Consider the following 15,696-nt stretch of genomic DNA (forward strand, 5'->3'; position numbering starts at 1 on the left):
AAGCCCGGTTCTGAAGAGAATCCTCCCGGCGTACGACGGCTTCGGCCGGGGAATCGCCGGTATTCTCGCGGTATGACCGAGAGTCTCGATCCGACCGACTGGGCCATCCTGGCCGAGCTGCAGAACGACGCCCGGATCTCGCTCACCGAGCTCGGCCGCCGGGTGAACCTGAGCGCCTCGGCGACCACCGAACGCGTCCGCCGGCTGGAGTCGGCCGGGATCATCACCGCGTACCGCGCCGAGGTGGACCTGACGAAGGTGGGCTACCCGGTGCTGGCCGTCGTACGGCTGAAGTACCCGGGCAACAAGCACGAGCCGCTGCACCGGCTGCTGAAGGAACGCCACGAGATCCTCGAGTGCCTGCGCACCACCGGCGAGGACTGCTACACCCTCAAGGTCGCCGCTGCCTCGATGCCGCACCTCGAAGAGCTCGTCAACGAACTGACCGACTTCGGCAGCACGACCACCAACCTCGTCTACTCCCAAACCCTCCCCCTCCGCGGCCCGCGGCAGACGCCGGAGTCGACGGTTCCGCGTAGGCTGAGCGGGTGAGGGTGCTCGTCACTGGGGCCGGTGGGCTACTGGGGAGCGAGATCGCGCGGGTGGCTGAGCACGAAGTGGTACCGGCGTACTACAGACAGCCAGTGCCGGGTGGGGTCCGGATGGATGTCCGGGATCGGGGTGAGGTCGACGACGTCATCCGCAAGGTCCGGCCGGACGGCATCATCCACGCCGCGTTCCTGCAGTCGGACTGGGTGACGACCGCGGACGGTCCGGCCAACGTCGCACTCGCCGCGCGGGGCACACGACTCGTCTTCGTCTCGACCGACGTGGTCTTCGGCGGCGGCGATCAGCCGTACGACGAGGACGCGAGCCCGTGCCCGGTCACGCCGTACGGCGCTGCGAAAGCCGCCGCCGAGACAGCCGTCCGGGCGATCGATCCGGCAGCCGTCATCGCCCGGACCTCCCTGATCATCGGGTACGACGGGAAGTCGTCGACGGAACGCCTCGTGCACGCGTTGGCCGCCGGCGGACCGGGTGCCCTGTACACCGGGAACATCCGCTGCCCGGTGCACGTGACCGACCTGGCGACCGCGCTGCTCGAGCTACTCGAGTCCGACGTGCAGGGTCCGGCGCACGTGGCCGGACCGCAAGCCGTCAACCGTCTCGAGCTCGGCCGGATGATCGCGGCCCGGGACGGCCTCGACCCGCAGTCGCTGCCCTTCACCCCTGGCCCGCCGTCGGATGTCCGGCTGGCTGGCGAGCGCACCCAGAAGCTGCTCACCACCCGGCTGCGGCCGGTCGCTGAGTTCCTCGCCCCAGGCCCGTCACGCCTGGACCGGCCCGCGTAGAGCCGGCCCGCCCAGGCCGGCCCGCGTAGAGCCGGCCCGCCCAGGCCGGCCCGCGTAGAGCCGGCCGGCCCAGGCCGGCCCGCTCAGACCGTCTCGTCGACCGTCGTGGTGACCGGCGCGCCGAGCTCGACCGTGCGGCTGACCGTGCAGAGCCGGTCGTGCGACATCTTCACCGCGCGCGGCAGCGCCTCCCGCGCCTTGTCGCCGTCCTCACCCTCCGGGAAGCGGATGGTGAACTCGACCGCGAGGTTCTCCATCCGGTTGCCCTCCTCGGGGTCGCGGACCTTGTCACCGCGGACGACCGCCGTGAACTCGGTCGGCTCGGCCCGGCGGCTGACCACGATGTCGACGTCGATCGCCGAGCAGGTGCCGATCGCCGCGAGCAGCAGCTCGACCGGGGTGAAGTCGGTGTCCTCGCCGCCCGACCCGACCCGGATGCTGCCGCCCCGGGCGTTGCGGACCTCGTAGCTGCTGTTGGCCAGGCGCTCGAAGTGCACCTGCCGGAGAGTGTCGCCCATAACCGTCACATTCTGTTGCTTGTGGCAACGTCAGAGGTTCTTCAGTGCCTCGGCCGCCGGGGTCTGGCCGGCGACGAGTTCGAGGGTCCGGCCGATCGCGGCCGGGGTGTCGCAGAGGCCGGCCAGCACGAGGGCCACGTCGTCGCGGCTGATCCGGCCGTTGCCGGTCTTGTCCTCGAGCCGGACCAGGCCGGTGCCTGGGTCGTCGGTCAGACCGCCCGGGCGCAGGATGGTCCAGTCGAGGTCGCGGCGGCGCAGGTTCTCCTCGGCGGCCCACTTGGCCTTGAGGTAGACGGTGAACACCTCGTCGTCGGTCAGCGCGTCGGCCCGGTCGGCGCCCATCGAGCCGACCTGGATGTGCCGCCGGACGCCGGCCTGCTCGGCCGCGTCCGCGAACAGCGCCGCGGCCCCGCGATCGACGGTGTCCTTGCGCGCCTTCCCGCTGCCCGGCCCCGCGCCGGCGGCGAAGATCGCCACGTCGGCCCCGGCGAGCACCTCGGCGACTGCGGCCGCGTCGACCTGCTCGAGATCCAGTATGGCGGCCTGCCCGCCGGCGGCGGTGATGTCGGCTTCATGGTCGGGGTTGCGCACCAGACCGACCACCTCGTGCCCGTCGCCGGCCAGCAGCTTGGTCAGCCGCAGCGCGATCTGCCCGTGTCCACCCGCAATCACCACTCGCATACCCCGAGCCTAACTCGCCACCGAATCCGGCAGACTGCTCCCGTGCCGCACGCAACAACAGCCGATGGTCAGCGGATCGCCTACCAGGTCCGGGGCGCCGGGCAACCGCTCGTCCTGCTGGCCGGCCAGTCCAACAACCACACCTGGTGGGACCCGGTTCGCGCCGACTTCGAAGCGTCGTACCAGACCGTCACGCTGGACTGGCGTGGCACCGGCGACAGCGACAAGCCGGACGAGGTCTACAGCACTCCCGGATTCGCCGAGGACGTCGTCGCAGTGCTGGACGATCTCGGGCTGGCTGCGGTGCACCTCTACGGCACGTCGATGGGTGGGCGGGTCGCGCAGTGGGTCGCCATCAACCACCCCGATCGGGTGAAGGGGCTGGTCCTCGGGTGTACGTCGCCGGGTGCGGCGCACGGGTACGAGCGAAGCCAGGAGATCCGCCGTGCGCTGGCCGACTCCGCGAAGGCCGAGCGGGTGTTGCTCGAGCTGATGTATACGCCGGGCTGGCTGGCGGCGAATCCAGGCCTACATCCCGTGCTCGGTGACGCGAGCATGCCGTCATACGCGAGGGCGCGGCACCTGGTCGCGAGCAACAGGCACGACGCGTGGGACGGCCTGCCGGGCATCACCTCACCGACGCTGATCCTGCACGGGTCCGACGACGTCTTCAGCCCGGCCGCCAACGCGCAACTGCTGGCCGACCGCATCCCGCGAGCGCGTGCCGAGCTGATCGAGGGTGCCCGGCACGCGTACTTCCACGAGTTCCATGAAGTCGCCGGACCGGCGGTCCTACGGTTCCTGGCTGCGCAGGATGGGTCGTAGGGCATCGAGTACGGCGGGATCCTCGATCGTCGACGGGATCGGTTCGTCCCGGCCGTCGGCGATGCCGCGCATGGTCTTGCGAAGGATCTTCCCCGACCGGGTCTTCGGCAGCGCGTCCACCACCGATACGTCCCGGAACGCGGCCACCGGCCCGATGTCCCGCCGTACCGCGGCCACCAGCTCCTCCTGCAGGACCTCCTCGGGGATGTCCGCACCGGCCTTCAGTACGACGAGGCCACGCGGAAGCTGGCCCTTCAACGCGTCCTGCACTCCGATCACCGCGCACTCGGCCACCGCCGGATGCGCGGCCAGCACGGCCTCCATGCTGCCGGTCGACAACCGGTGTCCGGCGACGTTGATGACGTCGTCGGTGCGGCCCATCACGAAGATGTAGCCGTCGTCGTCGAGGTAGCCGGAGTCGCCGGTCAGGTAGTAGCCGTCGTACCGGCTCAGGTAGTTGTCGATGTAGCGCTGATCGTCACCCCACAGCGTCGGCAACGCACCCGGCGGCAGCGGCAGCTTGATCGCGATCGCGCCCTCCTCGCCGGCCGGCAGCTGGTTGCCGACGGCGTCCAGGATCTGCAGGTTCCAGCCGGGCATCGGGACGGTCGCCGACCCGGGCTTGGTCGGCAACGGCTCGAGACCACGCGGGTTGGCGGCGATCGGCCAGCCGGTCTCGGTCTGCCACCAGTGGTCCACGACCGGTACGCCGAGATGCTCGTGCGCCCAGTGGTAGGTCTCCGGGTCCAGCCGCTCACCGGCGAGGAACAGCGTCCGGAAGCCCTGCAGGTCGTACTTCCCCAGCTCCAGCGCCTCCGGATCGAGCCGCTTGATCGCACGGAACGCGGTCGGCGCGGTGAACAACGCCTTCGCGCCGTGCTCGGAGATGACCCGCCAGAACGCGCCTGCATCCGGGGTACCGACCGGTTTCCCCTCGTAGAGCACGGTCGTGGCGCCGACCAGCAGCGGCGCGTAGACGATGTAGGAGTGGCCGACGACCCAGCCGACGTCGGAGGCCGTCCACCACACGTCACCCGGGCCGATGTCGTAGACCGCGCGCATCGACCAGGACAGTGCGACGGCATGGCCGCCGTTGTCGCGGACCACGCCCTTCGGCTTCCCCGTCGTACCAGACGTGTAGAGGATGTAGAGCGGATCGGTCGCGGCGACCGGCACCGGGTCGGCGGGCTCGGCGCCGGCGGTGAGCTCGGACCAGTCCAGGTTGCGGTCGCCGAGCTTCGCGAGCGCGGCCTCGCGCTGCAGCACGATCGTGCGCTCCGGCTGGTGCCGGGTGAGCTCGAGGGCGGCGTCGATGATCGGCTTGTACTCGACCACGCGGGTCGGCTCGATCCCGCAGGACGCGGCGACGATCACCTTCGGCTCGGCATCGTCGATCCGGGCCGCCAGCTCCTTCGGGGCGAAGCCGCCGAAGACCACCGAGTGGATCGCGCCGAGCCGCGCACACGCGAGCATCGCGACTGCGGCCTCGGGGACCATCGGCATGTAGACGATCACCCGATCGCCCCTCCCGACGCCCACAGACCTGAGCGCCCCGGCGAAGACTGCAACCTCGTCACGCAGCTGCTGGTACGTCAGGGTCCGCTTGGTCGCAGTGACCGGTGAGTCGTAGATCAGCGCGGTCCGGTCGCCGTGGCCGGCTTCGACGTGCCGGTCGAGCGCGTTGTACGACGTGTTGAGCTCACCGTCGGGGAACCAGCGGTAGAGCGGTGCGCCGGTGGCGTCGAGGGCCTGCGCCGGTGGCCGGGTCCAGTTGACCGCGCCGGCCTCCTCCAGCCAGAACGCTTCTGGATCGTCGAGACTGCGCCGGTGGCTTTCCTCATACGCGCCCATGTCCCTCATCGTGGCAGGGTTGGCGCATGACGGTAAGTGTCGAGGACATCCGCGCGGCGGGGGAGCGGATCGCCGGGCGGGTCCGCCGTACGCCGGTGATCGAGGTCGCGCCGGGCCTCACCTTCAAGCTGGAGTTGCTGCAGCACACCGGGTCGTTCAAGCCACGCGGCGCGTTCAACCGGCTGCTCACCGCCAAGGAGGACGGCCACCTCACCGGGACAGGTCTGGTCGCGGCTTCCGGTGGCAATGCCGGTCTCGCGGCCGCCTATGCAGCGCGTGAGCTCGGGATCCCGGCGCGGATCTTCGTCCCGGTCACCACGCCGGCGGCGAAGGTCGCCAGGCTGCACACCCTGCAGGCCGAGGTCATCCAGGTCGGAAACGAGTACGCCGAGGCCTACCAGGCGGCCCTGGAGGCGCGAGACGAGTCGGGCGCGCTGCTGCTGCACGCCTACGACCAGCCGGAGGTCGTCGCCGGGCAGGGCACGATCGGGCTGGAGCTGCTCGACCAGGTCGGCGGGTTCGACACCGTGCTGGTCGCGGTCGGCGGCGGCGGGCTGATCGCCGGGATCGCGACCGCCCTGGGAGACCAGGCCCGTGTCATCGGCGTCGAGCCCGAGCTCGCACCGACCTTTCACCGCGCACTGGCAGCCGGCGAGCCGGTCGATGTTCCGGTCGGCGGGGTCGCGGTCGACTCACTGGGCGGCCGCCGTCTGGGCGACCTGGCCTTCGCAGCGGCGACGCAGTACGGGGTCGCCTCACTGCTCGTCGACGATGACGCGATCGTTGCCGCTCGCAATGAGCTCTGGCGCGAGCATCGCCTCGTGGTCGAGCACGGCGCGGCCGTCGCGTACGCCGCCCTCGCGTCAGGGATCTACCGACCCGCGGCCGGCGAGCGGGTCGTGGTGATCGTCTGCGGAGCCAACACCGACCCCGCAACCCTCGGCTAGGTGACGCGTTTGGGCCGGTCGTCCGCGAGGATCCAGGCGGCCAGAACGCCGGCGATCGCGCCGAACAGGTGACCCTGCCAGGAGATGCCGTCCTGCGGCAGCAGGCCGCCGAGCAGCGCACTCCCCCAGACCAGCACCACCAGTACGCCGACGAGCACCTGACTCAGCCGGCGGTTGAAGATCCCGCGCGCGATCAGGTACGCCGCGAACCCGAAGACCAGCCCGCTTGCGCCGATGGTGATCGTGTTCGGCGGTGACACCAGCCAGGTGCCGAATCCGCCGATCACGGTGACGATCGCAGTGACCGCGAACAGCCGGGTCGCACCGCTGAGCGCGATCAGCGCGCCCAGTGTCACCAGCGGCAGCGTGTTCGAGATCAGGTGGCCGAAGCCGAGGTGCAGGAACGGCGCGGTCACGACCCCGAGCAGGCCTTCCGGATCGCGCGAGATGATCCCGTACTGATCGAGCGAGCCGTTCAGCGCGGTGTCGACGATCTCGCACAGCCACATCAGCCCGACCAGCAGCACGAGCAGCCTCAGGCCGCCGCCGATCCGGGCCGTGTCGACACTCCGTCCGGTCCGTCGAGCTGGCGTCTGGAAGCTCATGTCTCAACGATGCCGTATCCACCCAAGTCTCAGTCTGTGGCAGGCGCGGCGACAGCGGACGGTGATCTTTGCGATACTCCGGGTTGCAGTCGAGGGTGGGGGAACGTGATGCCGGTAGCCGTCTACGTCCTTGGCCTGAGCATCTTCGCTCAGGGCACGTCCGAGCTCATGCTCGCCGGACTGTTGCCTGAGCTGTCAGCAGACCTCGACATCTCCATCCCGCAAGCAGGTCTGCTCATCTCCGCGTTCGCCGTCGGCATGCTGGTCGGCGCCCCGGTCCTCGCCGTCGTCACGCTCACCTGGTCCCGCCGTACGGCGCTCCTGCTCTTCCTGGCCGTGTTCGCGCTGACCCACGTGGCGGGTGCGCTCACCCCGAACTACGCCGTACTGCTCGCGACCCGGATCGTCGGCGCCTTCGTCTACGCCGGCTTCTGGTCGGTCGCGGCCGTCACCGTGGTCGCGCTCGTCCCGGCGAACACGCGCGCCCGGGCGATGAGCGTCGTCACTGGCGGCCTCACCGTCGCCACGATCGTCGGACTCCCGGCAGGCACGGTCATGGGCCAGCATCTCGGCTGGCGTACGGCGTTCTGGACCGTGGCCGGACTGTGCGTCCTGGCGATGGCCGGCGTACTCGCCACGATCCCGGCCGGACGCCCCACGCCCGAGCAGATCCCGCGACTCCGCAACGAGCTCCGGGCACTCGCCAACTCCCGCCTGTGGCTGGCGTTCTGCACCACCGCACTCGTGACGTCGAGCATCCTGGTGGTGTTCAGCTACCTCGCTCCCTTGCTGATCCAGACCACCGGGCTGCCCCCGGAAGCCGTGCCCGCCGTCCTCGCCCTCTACGGCCTGGGCTCGTTCGTCGGCATCACGCTCGGCGGCCGGACCGCGGACGCACTGCCCTTCCACACTCTGTTCACCGGCATCGCCGGTCTCAGCATCCTGTCCGCGGTCCTCACGCTCACCGCGACCAGTCCCGTGGTCGCGATCGCGGTCATCGTGCTGCTCGGTGGCTTCGGCTTCGCGACCAACCCGGCCCTCAACGCCCGGGTCTTCAGCCTGGCCGGTGACGCCCCCACGCTGGCGACCGCGACGAACTTCTCCGCGTTCAACGTCGGGATCACCGCAGGGCCGTGGCTCGGCGGCTTGGCGATCGACGCCGGCACGGGCTACGCCGCACTGGGCTGGATCGCCGTGGCCACCGGGCTCACGGCCCTGGGCACTGTCGTGGTGGCAGCGCTGCTGCCGGTCAGTTCACCGGACCACTCGGGTCGATATGGCTCGGGTCGAACTCGGCGTGCCGCTTGAACACGTACTTGTTCAGCAGCCAGGTGAGCGCCCACAGCCCGACGCCGATCAGCATCAGCCAGCCGGCGATCTTGTAGTCCGCCGAGGCCCGCCCGGACAGCGGGCTGGCCAGGTACACGCACAGCACGACGCCCAGCACCGGCAACGCGGTCGGCGCGTGGAAGTGCTTGTGCTCCACCTGGTCCCGGCGCAGCACCAGCACCGCGACGTTCACGATCGCGAACACGCACAGCAGCAGGAGCGCCGTCGTACCACCGAGCGCGGCCAGGTCGGCGTATCCGATCAGGAAGAACGCCAGCAGCGTGGTGAACAGGATGGCGATGTACGGCGTGCGGCGCCGGTTCAGCACCCGGCCGAGCGGGCCCGGCAGGACCTGCTCGTGCGCCATGCCGTAGAGCAGCCGGCTCGCCATCAGCATGTTGATCAGCGCCGAGTTGGCGACCGCGAACATGGTGATCCAGGCGAACACCTCGAGCGGGAAGCCCGGGGCGCCGGCCGAGACGACCTTCAGCAGCGGCGTCGAGCCCTGGTTCAGCTCCTCCGGCGACACCAGGGTGACCGCCGAGATCGCGACCAGGACGTAGATGACACCGGTGATGCACAGACCGGTCAGCATGATCTTCGGGAAGATCCGGACCGGGTCCTTGGTCTCCTCGGCCATGTTCACCGAGTCCTCGAAGCCGACCATCGCGAAGAACGCCAGCGCGGTCGCCGCAGTGACCGACCCGAAGGCGGTCTCACCCGACGGGGTGTTGAAGTCGGTCAGCCGGGACGTGTCGCCGTCGCCGCTGCCGATCGCCCAGACACCGATCGCGATCACGATCAGCAGACCGGACAGCTCTACGCAGGTCAGCACGACGTTCGCCTTCACGCTCTCGCCGACGCCGCGCAGGTTCACCAGCGCGATCAGCGCCATGAAGCTCAGCGCGGTGATCATCAGCAGCGAGCCGCGCTCGGGGTCGATGTCGGCGGCCGAGAAGAAGTTCGCCGCGAACGCCTTCGACGCGCTGGACGCCGAGGTGAGGCCGGAGCACATCACTGCGAAGGTGAGCAGGAAGGTGAGGAAGTGGATCCCGAACGCCTTGTGCGTGTACACCGCGGCGCCACCGGCCCGCGGGTACTTGGTGACGAGCTCCAGGTAGCTGGTCGCGGTCAAGAGGGCCACGATGAACGCGCACAGGAACGGCAGCCAGACCGCTCCGCCGACCTCACCGGCCACCTTGCCGGTCAGCGCGTACACGCCGGTGCCGAGGATGTCCCCGACCACGAACAACAGCAACAGGCCCGGGCCCATGACCCGTTTCAGCTCGGGGCGTTCACCGGCCTTGGGTGCAGCAGCGGCGCCAGCACTCTCACTCATCGTGCCTCCCTGGATTCGGTGCGTCAGTGGACCACATCCGGGGGTGCATGCGCAGAGCGGCGCTCAGGCCGTGACCGGAAGGTGACCGGCGGCCTGGGAGCATTGGCCCGTGATGCACCTTCGTCTCATCGTCCCACCGGATCGCAGCGAGCGCGTCCTGGACACGCTCGTCGACGATCCGCGCGTGACCAGCATCGTCCGGCTGCCGGGCGCCGCCCAGCGGCCGGCCGGTGACGTGATCGAGTGCGACGTCACCCGCGAGGCGACGTCGAGCATCCTCAGCTGGCTCAAGCAGCAGGGCCTGTACGACGAAGGGTCGGTCGCGGTCGCCGTGGTCGACGCGGCTCCGTCGCGGAACGCGCGGCTGACCGAGAAGGCCGCGCCGGGCGCCCCGGACGACGCGGTGATCTGGGATGCAGTCGTCGACCAGGCCTACAACGAGGCCAAGGGCTCCTGGGTGTACTACGTGTTCCTGACCCTGGCCACGATGATCGCGGCCGTGGCCGTGGTTACCGACTCGTCGATCCTGGTCGTCGGCGCGATGGTGGTCGGGCCTGAGTTCGGCGTGGTCGCGGCAGTCGCCGTCGGCCTGGCCCTGCGCGACCTGCACCTTGCCCGGCGCGCGTCGTTGGTGCTGGCCTGGGGATTCCTGCTGGCGATCGCGCTCACCACCGTCGCGGCGTTGCTGGCCCGGGCGGTCGGTTGGATCGACGTCGGGGACGTGACCGCCGAGCGGCCGTTGACCGGGTTCATCTGGCGTCCGGACAAGTGGTCGGCGGTGGTCGCCGTACTGGCCGGGTCTGCCGGGGTGCTCTCGCAGACGGCCGGGCGGTCGAACGCGCTGGTCGGAGTGTTCATCTCGGTGACCACGGTGCCGGCGGCGGGCGACCTCGCGTTGTCGATCGCGTTGTGGGCTCCGCACCACATCGGCGGCGCGGCAGCGCAGCTCGGGATCAACCTCGTCGGGATGACGGTGGCCGGGGTGATCACGCTGCTGCTGCAGCGGCGGATCTGGCGGGCCTACCTGCGGATGAAGAGCAGGAAAGGCGCGGGCGCGCGCGTTGAGGCTTGACCGGGCGTCCCCTGTCCGGTCCGCGCGCGCCCTGCTCAGCTAGTCGTACCCCATTCGGGGGTCGCTCGCACCACTGACATTGCTGACGTATGTCGGACATGGCGCGAAGTCGCCAATCACGTGAAAACGAATCCACAGCATCCGGCCGACGAGATAGCCTGTCCGGGGTCCGGTCGCGCGGGAGGGATGATGCTGGAGTCGCTGGGGGTGGAGCCGGCGGACGAAGAGGCCTATCGGGCCCTGCTGGCTGCACCGGGATGCGAGCTGACCGAGTTCGTCAAACGTCTCGACCGGGACGAGAAGGACGTCGTCGCGACGGTCGAGCGGCTCGAGGCGGCCGGGCTGCTGACCACCACTGCCGACGATCCGCCCCGACTGCTGCCGACCCGCCCGGACGTGGCCGTCGACGCGCTGGTCGCCGTACGGCGTGCGGAGCTGGACCGGGTGCGCGCCGAGGCCCGGGTCTTGCTGTCGGAGCTGCGGGCGCAGGAGCAGCACCGGCCGGAGAACCTGGTCGAGGTGATCGTCGGCCAGGAGGCGATCGCTGCCCGGTTCGCGCAGTTGCTGAACGGGACGCGGGAGCAGTTGCTCGTGCTCGACCGGCCGCCGTACGCGTCCCGGCCGGGTGAGTCCGATCCGCGGGTTCGCGGGCTGCTCAGCGACGGGGTGGTTGTCCGGGGCATCTACGACCCCGACTCCCTCGACGTGCCGGGCGGCGTGGACGAGGCGTACAGCGCGGCAGATGCCGGCGAGACGTCACGCGTGCATCCGCAGGTCCCGATGAAGCTGGCCGTGTTCGACCGCAAGATCGCGCTGCTGCCGCTGTCGGTCGACCAGTTGGTCGACACCGCGCTCGTCGTACACCCGTGTGCGCTGCTGGACGCGCTGATCGAGATGTTCACGCTGTTGTGGGACCAGGCGGTTCCCGTGGTGCCCCCGGCTACGACGGACCCGCTCGACGCGCGGCTGATGACGCTGCTCGCCGCTGGGTTCAAGGACGACGCGATCGCCCGTCAGCTCGGGCTGAGCAGCCGCACGGTCGGCCGTCGGGTCGCGGAGCTGATGGAGACGCTGGGTGCGCGGACCAGGTTCCAGGCCGGGATCCATGCCCAGCGCCGCCATCTGCTCGAGGACTGAATCAGCAGGTCCCGAGCATCTGCTGGAGCGCGGTCTTCTCCGCGGACTGCAGCGACAGCCCGTAGGTGTGCTTCACCCAGATCCACTCGCGGGCGTAGATGCAGTGCACCGAGGTGTTCGGCGGCTTCCAGACCGACGGGTCCCGGTCGCCCTTCGAGCGGTTGCTCGACGCCGACACCGCGATCAGCTGCGCAATGGTCAGGTCGTTGGCGAACTGCTGCCGGCGCGAGGTGCTCCACGTGTTGGCGCCGGACTTCCACGCCTCGGCCAGCGGCACGATGTGGTCGATGTCGACCGACGAGTCGTCGGTCACCCAGACTGCGTCGTACACGCTGTACCACTGACCGGCGGTCGGCTCGCACTGGCTGTCGACCGTGACGCCGGAGCCGTCGCGCTTGAGCACCTGGTCGCGGGTGTCGCAGGTCCCCGACTGGGTGATCCAGTGCGGGAAGAGGTCCCGGCTGTAGCCGGTCGTCGAACCCTCGGCCTTGACCGTGAGACCGGCGAGCTGCGTCGCCGCCGTACTGGCTGACGGCGGCGTTGGTGGGTAGGCCTGCGCGGGGCCGGTACCCAGAGTCCATGCCGTCACCGCGGCGACGGCAGTCATGACGAAGGTGGTGAAACGTCGCATCAGTCAGGCCTCCGAAGGGTCGGGCGGATCCCCCCTGACGTGCTGCCCTCAGCCTTCCCCGATCACGCGCTGTAAGAAACCACTCACTGATGAAACGACGGTGAACGCTCGCGCTCAGGCAGGTTCGAAGCCGGCCGGCATCGTCTCCAGCGCCCGTCGACATCCCCTGGTTACAAGGCTTCACGGTGCCGAAATGCCGTACCGGTATACAGACGACACCATCCAAGTGAGGAGACTGTCGATGGCAACCATTGGTGAACAGGCCGCCGCTCTGCTCCGCTCCGGCCTCGGCCGCCGGGACTTCCTGCGCGCGAGCGCGGCCGTCAGTGCCGCCGGTGTCGCCGCCTCGGCGAGTACGGCGGGTCCCGCGCAAGCTGCCGTACCGCGGGAGGTGTTACAGCCGGGCAAGGGACCGATCCACGGCCGTCACTACCTGCGGTCGATGCCCGACCAGGTCCGGTGGGGGTACGTTCCGTCGCTCGACAGCGACCCGGTACTGCGCGTGCGGTCAGGTGAGACCGTCACCGTCGACACCGTCTCCCACGAGGGCATCCTCGAGGACCAGGGCCGGAACCCGGTCGAGTACTTCGCCCAGCACGGCGTCACCAGGTCGTCGGTCCTGGACGACGCCGTCGCGATCGCCCGCCACTACGACCGGACCACGCGGAACTTCGACGTCGACGGGCCGCATGTCGTCACCGGTCCGATCTTCGTCAAGGACGCGAAACCTGGCGACGTCCTCAAGGTCGAGATGCTGACGATGCTCCCGCGCGTCCCGTACGGCGTGGTGTCCAGCCGGCACGGGAAAGGCGCCCTCCCCCGGCCGGCCGGCGGCGGTGTTCCGGCCGGCATCACGCTCGACGAGATCATGCCGCCGGTGGCGGCCGACGGCCGGGCGACCGGCGACCCGACCCGCTACGGGAATGTCTCGGTGTTCACGCCGATCCGTGGTGGGCGCGGGGTGATGTCACGCGGCACGCGACGTGCGGTGACCTTCCCGCTGCAGCCGTTCATGGGATTGATGGGTGTCGCGTTCGCCGGTTCGGCGTCGCCGACAGCCCCGGAGCTGAACTCGATTCCGCCGACTCTCGGCGGCGGCAACATCGACATCAACCTGCTGGCCGTCCGGTCCGCGTTCTATCTGCCGGTGTTCGCCGACGGCGCGCTGTTCCACGTCGGCGACCCACATTTCGCGATGGGCAACGGCGAGGTCGCGCTCACGGCCTTGGAGGGCTCGCTGCGGGCGACCTTCCGGCTGACCGTGTGCAAGCCAGGGTCCGGCGACGCACCGTCGGTGGCGTTCCGGTACCCGTTCGCGGAAACGCCGGACGCCTGGGTCCCGATCGGCCTGTCGGACCCGGACGGCAGCCAGAACGGACAGGGCAGCGACCTGAACGTCGCCATGCGCCGCGCGGTCGTCAACGCTCTCGACTTCCTCGAAACCGACCAGGGCATGGACCGGGCGACGGGCTACGCCTACCTCTCAGCCGCCGCCGACTTCGAGATCTCCCAAGTCGTCGACCGCACCACCGGCGTCCACGCCATCATCAGAAAGTCCGACTTCGACTAGGGCCCAGCGCCTGGCTGGTCTCATTCCACCACGGTCAGAGTCCAGCCGGCGCCGCTCCGGTCGAGCTCTGCGTTCCAGTGCTCGCTCACCAGTTTGTGCAGGGCCTTCGGTGTGCCGGGGTCCTTGCCGGACTCGAGCAGGTGACGGGCGACCAGGCCACGGGTGTGCTTGGCGTTGTGCGAGACGACCGAGCGGACGCCGTTGCGCTCCCGGACCACGTTCACCGCGACCCACTTCGCGGCCTGATCGCCAGTGGGTCGCCAGGCAGCCACATACGTGGACGAGCGGCAGTCCACGATCACGCCGTCAGCGTCCGCGAGTGCCGTGGCCAGCGGCTCGCGCCACACCGACGCCAGCGGTCCGAGGCCGGGCAGCGTCGTACCCATGGACAGCCGGTACGGCGGTACGCGGTCAGCCATCCGCAGTGCGCCCCACGCGGCCGACACGACGAGCAGCCGGTTGCCGGCCCGGCGCTTGCTGCCGGGGGACAACGTCGCGTAGCCGAGTGCGTCGTACAGGACCCCGGAGTACAGCTCCGAGACCGGCACGGCCGGTTCCGTCCGCCACCGGGTGTTCCGGTCGACCTCGTGCTGGAGCGATGCGCCGACACCGAGTACGTCGTACGCGTCGGACGAGGCGGAGACCTTCGCCAGCGTCTCGAGGACCTGCTCGCGGACGGGATTGAGTTCCGGGAAGGACAGCGACGCGTGGTCGACGGCACGGCCGCGAGTCCGTCCGGTCTTGCCCTCGGACGGCGGCAGCAGGATGAGTGTCATGGGGCCTCCCGTCCTGGACTGAGGAGCGGAGGGAGCGAAGCGACTGGAGTGACGAGGGAAGGACGGGAGTCAGAGCCCCGTGACACCCGCGCCGGAGGCGCGGCATTCAACACTGTCACGTCAGGTCGTCCAGGGCGGCCAGGTCGGCGGCCGTGGGGTCCCACAGGCCGGCCGCGACGTTCTGCTGGATCTGTTCCGGCGTGGTCGCTCCGGCGATCACCGAGGCGACCCCGGGCTGCGCCGCGAGCCCGCCGATGGCGACGTCGATCATGGTCAGGTCGCGCTCGGCCGCGAAGGTCTCGAGCGCCTCGATCTTGTCGAAGTCGGCGCGGGCCAGGCGCTCCGGCTGGGTCGCCAGCCGGCTGCCCTCCGGTGGTTCCTCGCCACGCTTGTACTTGCCGGTGAGGAGGCCGGCTGCGAGCGGGAAGAACGGCAGGATGCCGATCCCGAGGTGCTCGCAGGCCGGGGCCAGCTCGTCCTCGAGGTCGCGCTCGAGCAGGGAGTACTGGTTCTGCGCGCTGATGAAGTGCTCCAGGCCGGCGGACTTGGCGACCCAGTCGGCGTCGACCACCTGCCAGGCCGCGAACTGGGAGCTGCCGAGGTACCGGACCTTGCCCTCGGCAACGAGTTCGGAGAGTGCCGCGAGGGTCTCCTCGATCGGGGTGACCGGGTCCGGGAAGTGCAGCTGGTAGAGGTCGATCCAGTCGGTGCCGAGCCGCCGCAGGCTCGACTCGACCGCCCTACGGATGTACCGGCGGGAGCCGCGGACACCCCAGTCCGGGCCGTTCACGCCCTGCATGTCACCGCCGAACTTGGTCGCGATCACGACCTCGTCGCGGCGGCTGCCGAGCGCCTTGCCGAGCAGCTCCTCGCTGTAGCCGTGCTCACCGTGGTAGATGTCCGCGGTGTCGAACAGCGTGATCCCGGCGTCCACCGCGGCGTTCACCACCGCGTCCGTCCCGGTCGCGTCCAGCCGCCGCCCGAAGTTGTTGCAACCCAGTCCCACCACACTCACCGTGAGACCCGAGTCACCCAGCTGCCGGTACTCCATATCGGTCATGGG

The 15,696-nt window shown here is 70.0% G+C and carries 16 protein-coding genes; 8 read left to right on the forward strand and 8 right to left on the reverse strand.

What is annotated here, in order from left to right; all coding sequences use genetic code 11:
- Positions 1-72 precede the first annotated feature (72 nt).
- Together AB0H36_RS37075 and AB0H36_RS37080 are read left to right on the forward strand one after the other, a co-directional pair.
- Positions 73-552 carry an Lrp/AsnC family transcriptional regulator gene (locus AB0H36_RS37075; RefSeq protein ID WP_360534703.1) on the forward strand — a complete coding sequence of 160 codons (480 nt, stop codon included), beginning with the start codon at positions 73-75 and terminating at the stop codon, positions 550-552.
- Positions 549-1,352 carry a sugar nucleotide-binding protein gene (locus AB0H36_RS37080; RefSeq protein ID WP_360534705.1) on the forward strand — a complete coding sequence of 268 codons (804 nt, stop codon included), beginning with the start codon at positions 549-551 and terminating at the stop codon, positions 1,350-1,352. Before AB0H36_RS37075 ends, AB0H36_RS37080 begins: the two co-directional genes overlap by 4 nt.
- An 83-nt stretch (positions 1,353-1,435) precedes the next feature.
- Here AB0H36_RS37080 and AB0H36_RS37085 read toward each other — a convergent pair whose 3' ends face one another.
- Together AB0H36_RS37085 and AB0H36_RS37090 are read right to left on the reverse strand one after the other, a co-directional pair.
- The gene (locus AB0H36_RS37085; RefSeq protein WP_360534707.1) at positions 1,436-1,870 is read right to left on the reverse strand and encodes an OsmC family protein; all 435 of its coding nucleotides are present in this window, start codon (positions 1,868-1,870) and stop codon (positions 1,436-1,438) included.
- Positions 1,871-1,900: 30 nt separating this feature from the next.
- The gene (locus AB0H36_RS37090; RefSeq protein ID WP_360534709.1) at positions 1,901-2,551 is read right to left on the reverse strand and encodes an SDR family oxidoreductase; all 651 of its coding nucleotides are present in this window, start codon (positions 2,549-2,551) and stop codon (positions 1,901-1,903) included.
- Between the two features lie 42 nt (positions 2,552-2,593).
- On the opposite strand from AB0H36_RS37090, the gene AB0H36_RS37095 reads away from it, so the two are divergent.
- Entirely contained in the window at positions 2,594-3,376 is a 783-nt protein-coding gene (locus AB0H36_RS37095) for an alpha/beta fold hydrolase (protein ID WP_360534711.1), read from the forward strand.
- Here AB0H36_RS37095 and AB0H36_RS37100 read toward each other — a convergent pair.
- On the reverse strand, positions 3,344-5,227 hold the full coding sequence (locus AB0H36_RS37100) for a propionyl-CoA synthetase (protein ID WP_360534713.1): 1,884 nt from the start codon (positions 5,225-5,227) through the stop codon (positions 3,344-3,346). The genes AB0H36_RS37095 and AB0H36_RS37100 overlap by 33 nt on opposite strands.
- A 26-nt stretch (positions 5,228-5,253) precedes the next feature.
- Between AB0H36_RS37100 and AB0H36_RS37105 the strand changes: the two genes are divergently transcribed.
- Complete coding sequence (locus AB0H36_RS37105) at positions 5,254-6,174, forward strand: threonine/serine dehydratase (RefSeq protein WP_360534715.1); 921 nt, start codon at positions 5,254-5,256, stop codon at positions 6,172-6,174.
- Here AB0H36_RS37105 and AB0H36_RS37110 read toward each other — a convergent pair.
- Positions 6,171-6,779 carry a rhomboid family intramembrane serine protease gene (locus AB0H36_RS37110; RefSeq protein WP_360534717.1) on the reverse strand — a complete coding sequence of 203 codons (609 nt, stop codon included), beginning with the start codon at positions 6,777-6,779 and terminating at the stop codon, positions 6,171-6,173. The two genes, AB0H36_RS37105 and AB0H36_RS37110, sit on opposite strands and share 4 nt — an antisense overlap.
- A 108-nt stretch (positions 6,780-6,887) precedes the next feature.
- Here AB0H36_RS37110 and AB0H36_RS37115 point away from each other — a divergent pair, with 108 nt between their 5' ends.
- Positions 6,888-8,087 carry a Cmx/CmrA family chloramphenicol efflux MFS transporter gene (locus AB0H36_RS37115; RefSeq protein WP_360534719.1) on the forward strand — a complete coding sequence of 400 codons (1,200 nt, stop codon included), beginning with the start codon at positions 6,888-6,890 and terminating at the stop codon, positions 8,085-8,087.
- Here the strand turns inward: AB0H36_RS37115 and AB0H36_RS37120 are convergent.
- The gene (locus tag AB0H36_RS37120) at positions 8,029-9,447 is read right to left on the reverse strand and encodes an APC family permease (RefSeq protein WP_360534721.1); all 1,419 of its coding nucleotides are present in this window, start codon (positions 9,445-9,447) and stop codon (positions 8,029-8,031) included. The genes AB0H36_RS37115 and AB0H36_RS37120 overlap by 59 nt on opposite strands.
- A 112-nt stretch (positions 9,448-9,559) precedes the next feature.
- Here AB0H36_RS37120 and AB0H36_RS37125 point away from each other — a divergent pair, with 112 nt between their 5' ends.
- Both AB0H36_RS37125 and AB0H36_RS37130 read left to right on the forward strand, forming a co-directional pair.
- The gene (locus AB0H36_RS37125) at positions 9,560-10,519 is read left to right on the forward strand and encodes a DUF389 domain-containing protein (protein WP_360534764.1); all 960 of its coding nucleotides are present in this window, start codon (positions 9,560-9,562) and stop codon (positions 10,517-10,519) included.
- A gap of 189 nt (positions 10,520-10,708) precedes the next feature.
- Positions 10,709-11,656, forward strand: a complete 948-nt coding sequence (locus tag AB0H36_RS37130) for a LuxR C-terminal-related transcriptional regulator (protein ID WP_360534723.1) — start codon at positions 10,709-10,711, stop codon at positions 11,654-11,656.
- Position 11,657: 1 nt separating this feature from the next.
- On the opposite strand, the gene AB0H36_RS37135 is transcribed toward AB0H36_RS37130, so the two are convergent.
- A complete protein-coding gene (locus AB0H36_RS37135; protein ID WP_360534725.1) occupies positions 11,658-12,287 on the reverse strand; it encodes an HNH endonuclease family protein in 630 nt (209 codons plus the stop codon).
- Between the two features lie 241 nt (positions 12,288-12,528).
- On the opposite strand from AB0H36_RS37135, the gene AB0H36_RS37140 reads away from it, so the two are divergent.
- Entirely contained in the window at positions 12,529-13,857 is a 1,329-nt protein-coding gene (locus tag AB0H36_RS37140) for an acetamidase/formamidase family protein (RefSeq protein ID WP_360534727.1), read from the forward strand.
- A gap of 20 nt (positions 13,858-13,877) precedes the next feature.
- Here the strand turns inward: AB0H36_RS37140 and AB0H36_RS37145 are convergent, their stop codons facing one another.
- Complete coding sequence (locus AB0H36_RS37145; RefSeq protein ID WP_360534729.1) at positions 13,878-14,633, reverse strand: peroxide stress protein YaaA; 756 nt, start codon at positions 14,631-14,633, stop codon at positions 13,878-13,880.
- 115 nt (positions 14,634-14,748) lie between these two features.
- On the reverse strand, positions 14,749-15,693 hold the full coding sequence (locus AB0H36_RS37150; RefSeq protein ID WP_360534731.1) for an aldo/keto reductase: 945 nt from the start codon (positions 15,691-15,693) through the stop codon (positions 14,749-14,751).
- Between the last annotated feature and the right edge of the window lie 3 nt (positions 15,694-15,696).

Origin of the sequence: Kribbella sp. NPDC050820, from assembly GCF_040653975.1 — a bacterium.
In the GTDB taxonomy this organism is placed as follows: Bacteria; Actinomycetota; Actinomycetes; order Propionibacteriales; family Kribbellaceae; genus Kribbella.

Excerpts from the sequence above, each read along its gene's own strand:
- AB0H36_RS37145 (WP_360534729.1), bottom strand. The coding sequence starts at position 14,633 with ATGACACTCATCCTGCTGCCGCCGTCCGAGGGCAAGACCGGACGGACT.
- AB0H36_RS37110 (WP_360534717.1), bottom strand. The coding sequence starts at position 6,779 with ATGAGCTTCCAGACGCCAGCTCGACGGACCGGACGGAGTGTCGACACG.
- AB0H36_RS37085 (WP_360534707.1), bottom strand. The coding sequence starts at position 1,870 with ATGGGCGACACTCTCCGGCAGGTGCACTTCGAGCGCCTGGCCAACAGC.
- AB0H36_RS37090 (WP_360534709.1), bottom strand. The coding sequence starts at position 2,551 with ATGCGAGTGGTGATTGCGGGTGGACACGGGCAGATCGCGCTGCGGCTG.
- AB0H36_RS37140 (WP_360534727.1), top strand. The coding sequence starts at position 12,529 with ATGGCAACCATTGGTGAACAGGCCGCCGCTCTGCTCCGCTCCGGCCTC.
- AB0H36_RS37125 (WP_360534764.1), top strand. The coding sequence starts at position 9,560 with ATGCACCTTCGTCTCATCGTCCCACCGGATCGCAGCGAGCGCGTCCTG.
- AB0H36_RS37075 (WP_360534703.1), top strand. The coding sequence starts at position 73 with ATGACCGAGAGTCTCGATCCGACCGACTGGGCCATCCTGGCCGAGCTG.
- AB0H36_RS37100 (WP_360534713.1), bottom strand. The coding sequence starts at position 5,227 with ATGGGCGCGTATGAGGAAAGCCACCGGCGCAGTCTCGACGATCCAGAA.
- AB0H36_RS37150 (WP_360534731.1), bottom strand. The coding sequence starts at position 15,693 with ATGACCGATATGGAGTACCGGCAGCTGGGTGACTCGGGTCTCACGGTG.
- AB0H36_RS37135 (WP_360534725.1), bottom strand. The coding sequence starts at position 12,287 with ATGCGACGTTTCACCACCTTCGTCATGACTGCCGTCGCCGCGGTGACG.
- AB0H36_RS37105 (WP_360534715.1), top strand. The coding sequence starts at position 5,254 with ATGACGGTAAGTGTCGAGGACATCCGCGCGGCGGGGGAGCGGATCGCC.
- AB0H36_RS37130 (WP_360534723.1), top strand. The coding sequence starts at position 10,709 with ATGCTGGAGTCGCTGGGGGTGGAGCCGGCGGACGAAGAGGCCTATCGG.
- AB0H36_RS37120 (WP_360534721.1), bottom strand. The coding sequence starts at position 9,447 with ATGAGTGAGAGTGCTGGCGCCGCTGCTGCACCCAAGGCCGGTGAACGC.
- AB0H36_RS37115 (WP_360534719.1), top strand. The coding sequence starts at position 6,888 with ATGCCGGTAGCCGTCTACGTCCTTGGCCTGAGCATCTTCGCTCAGGGC.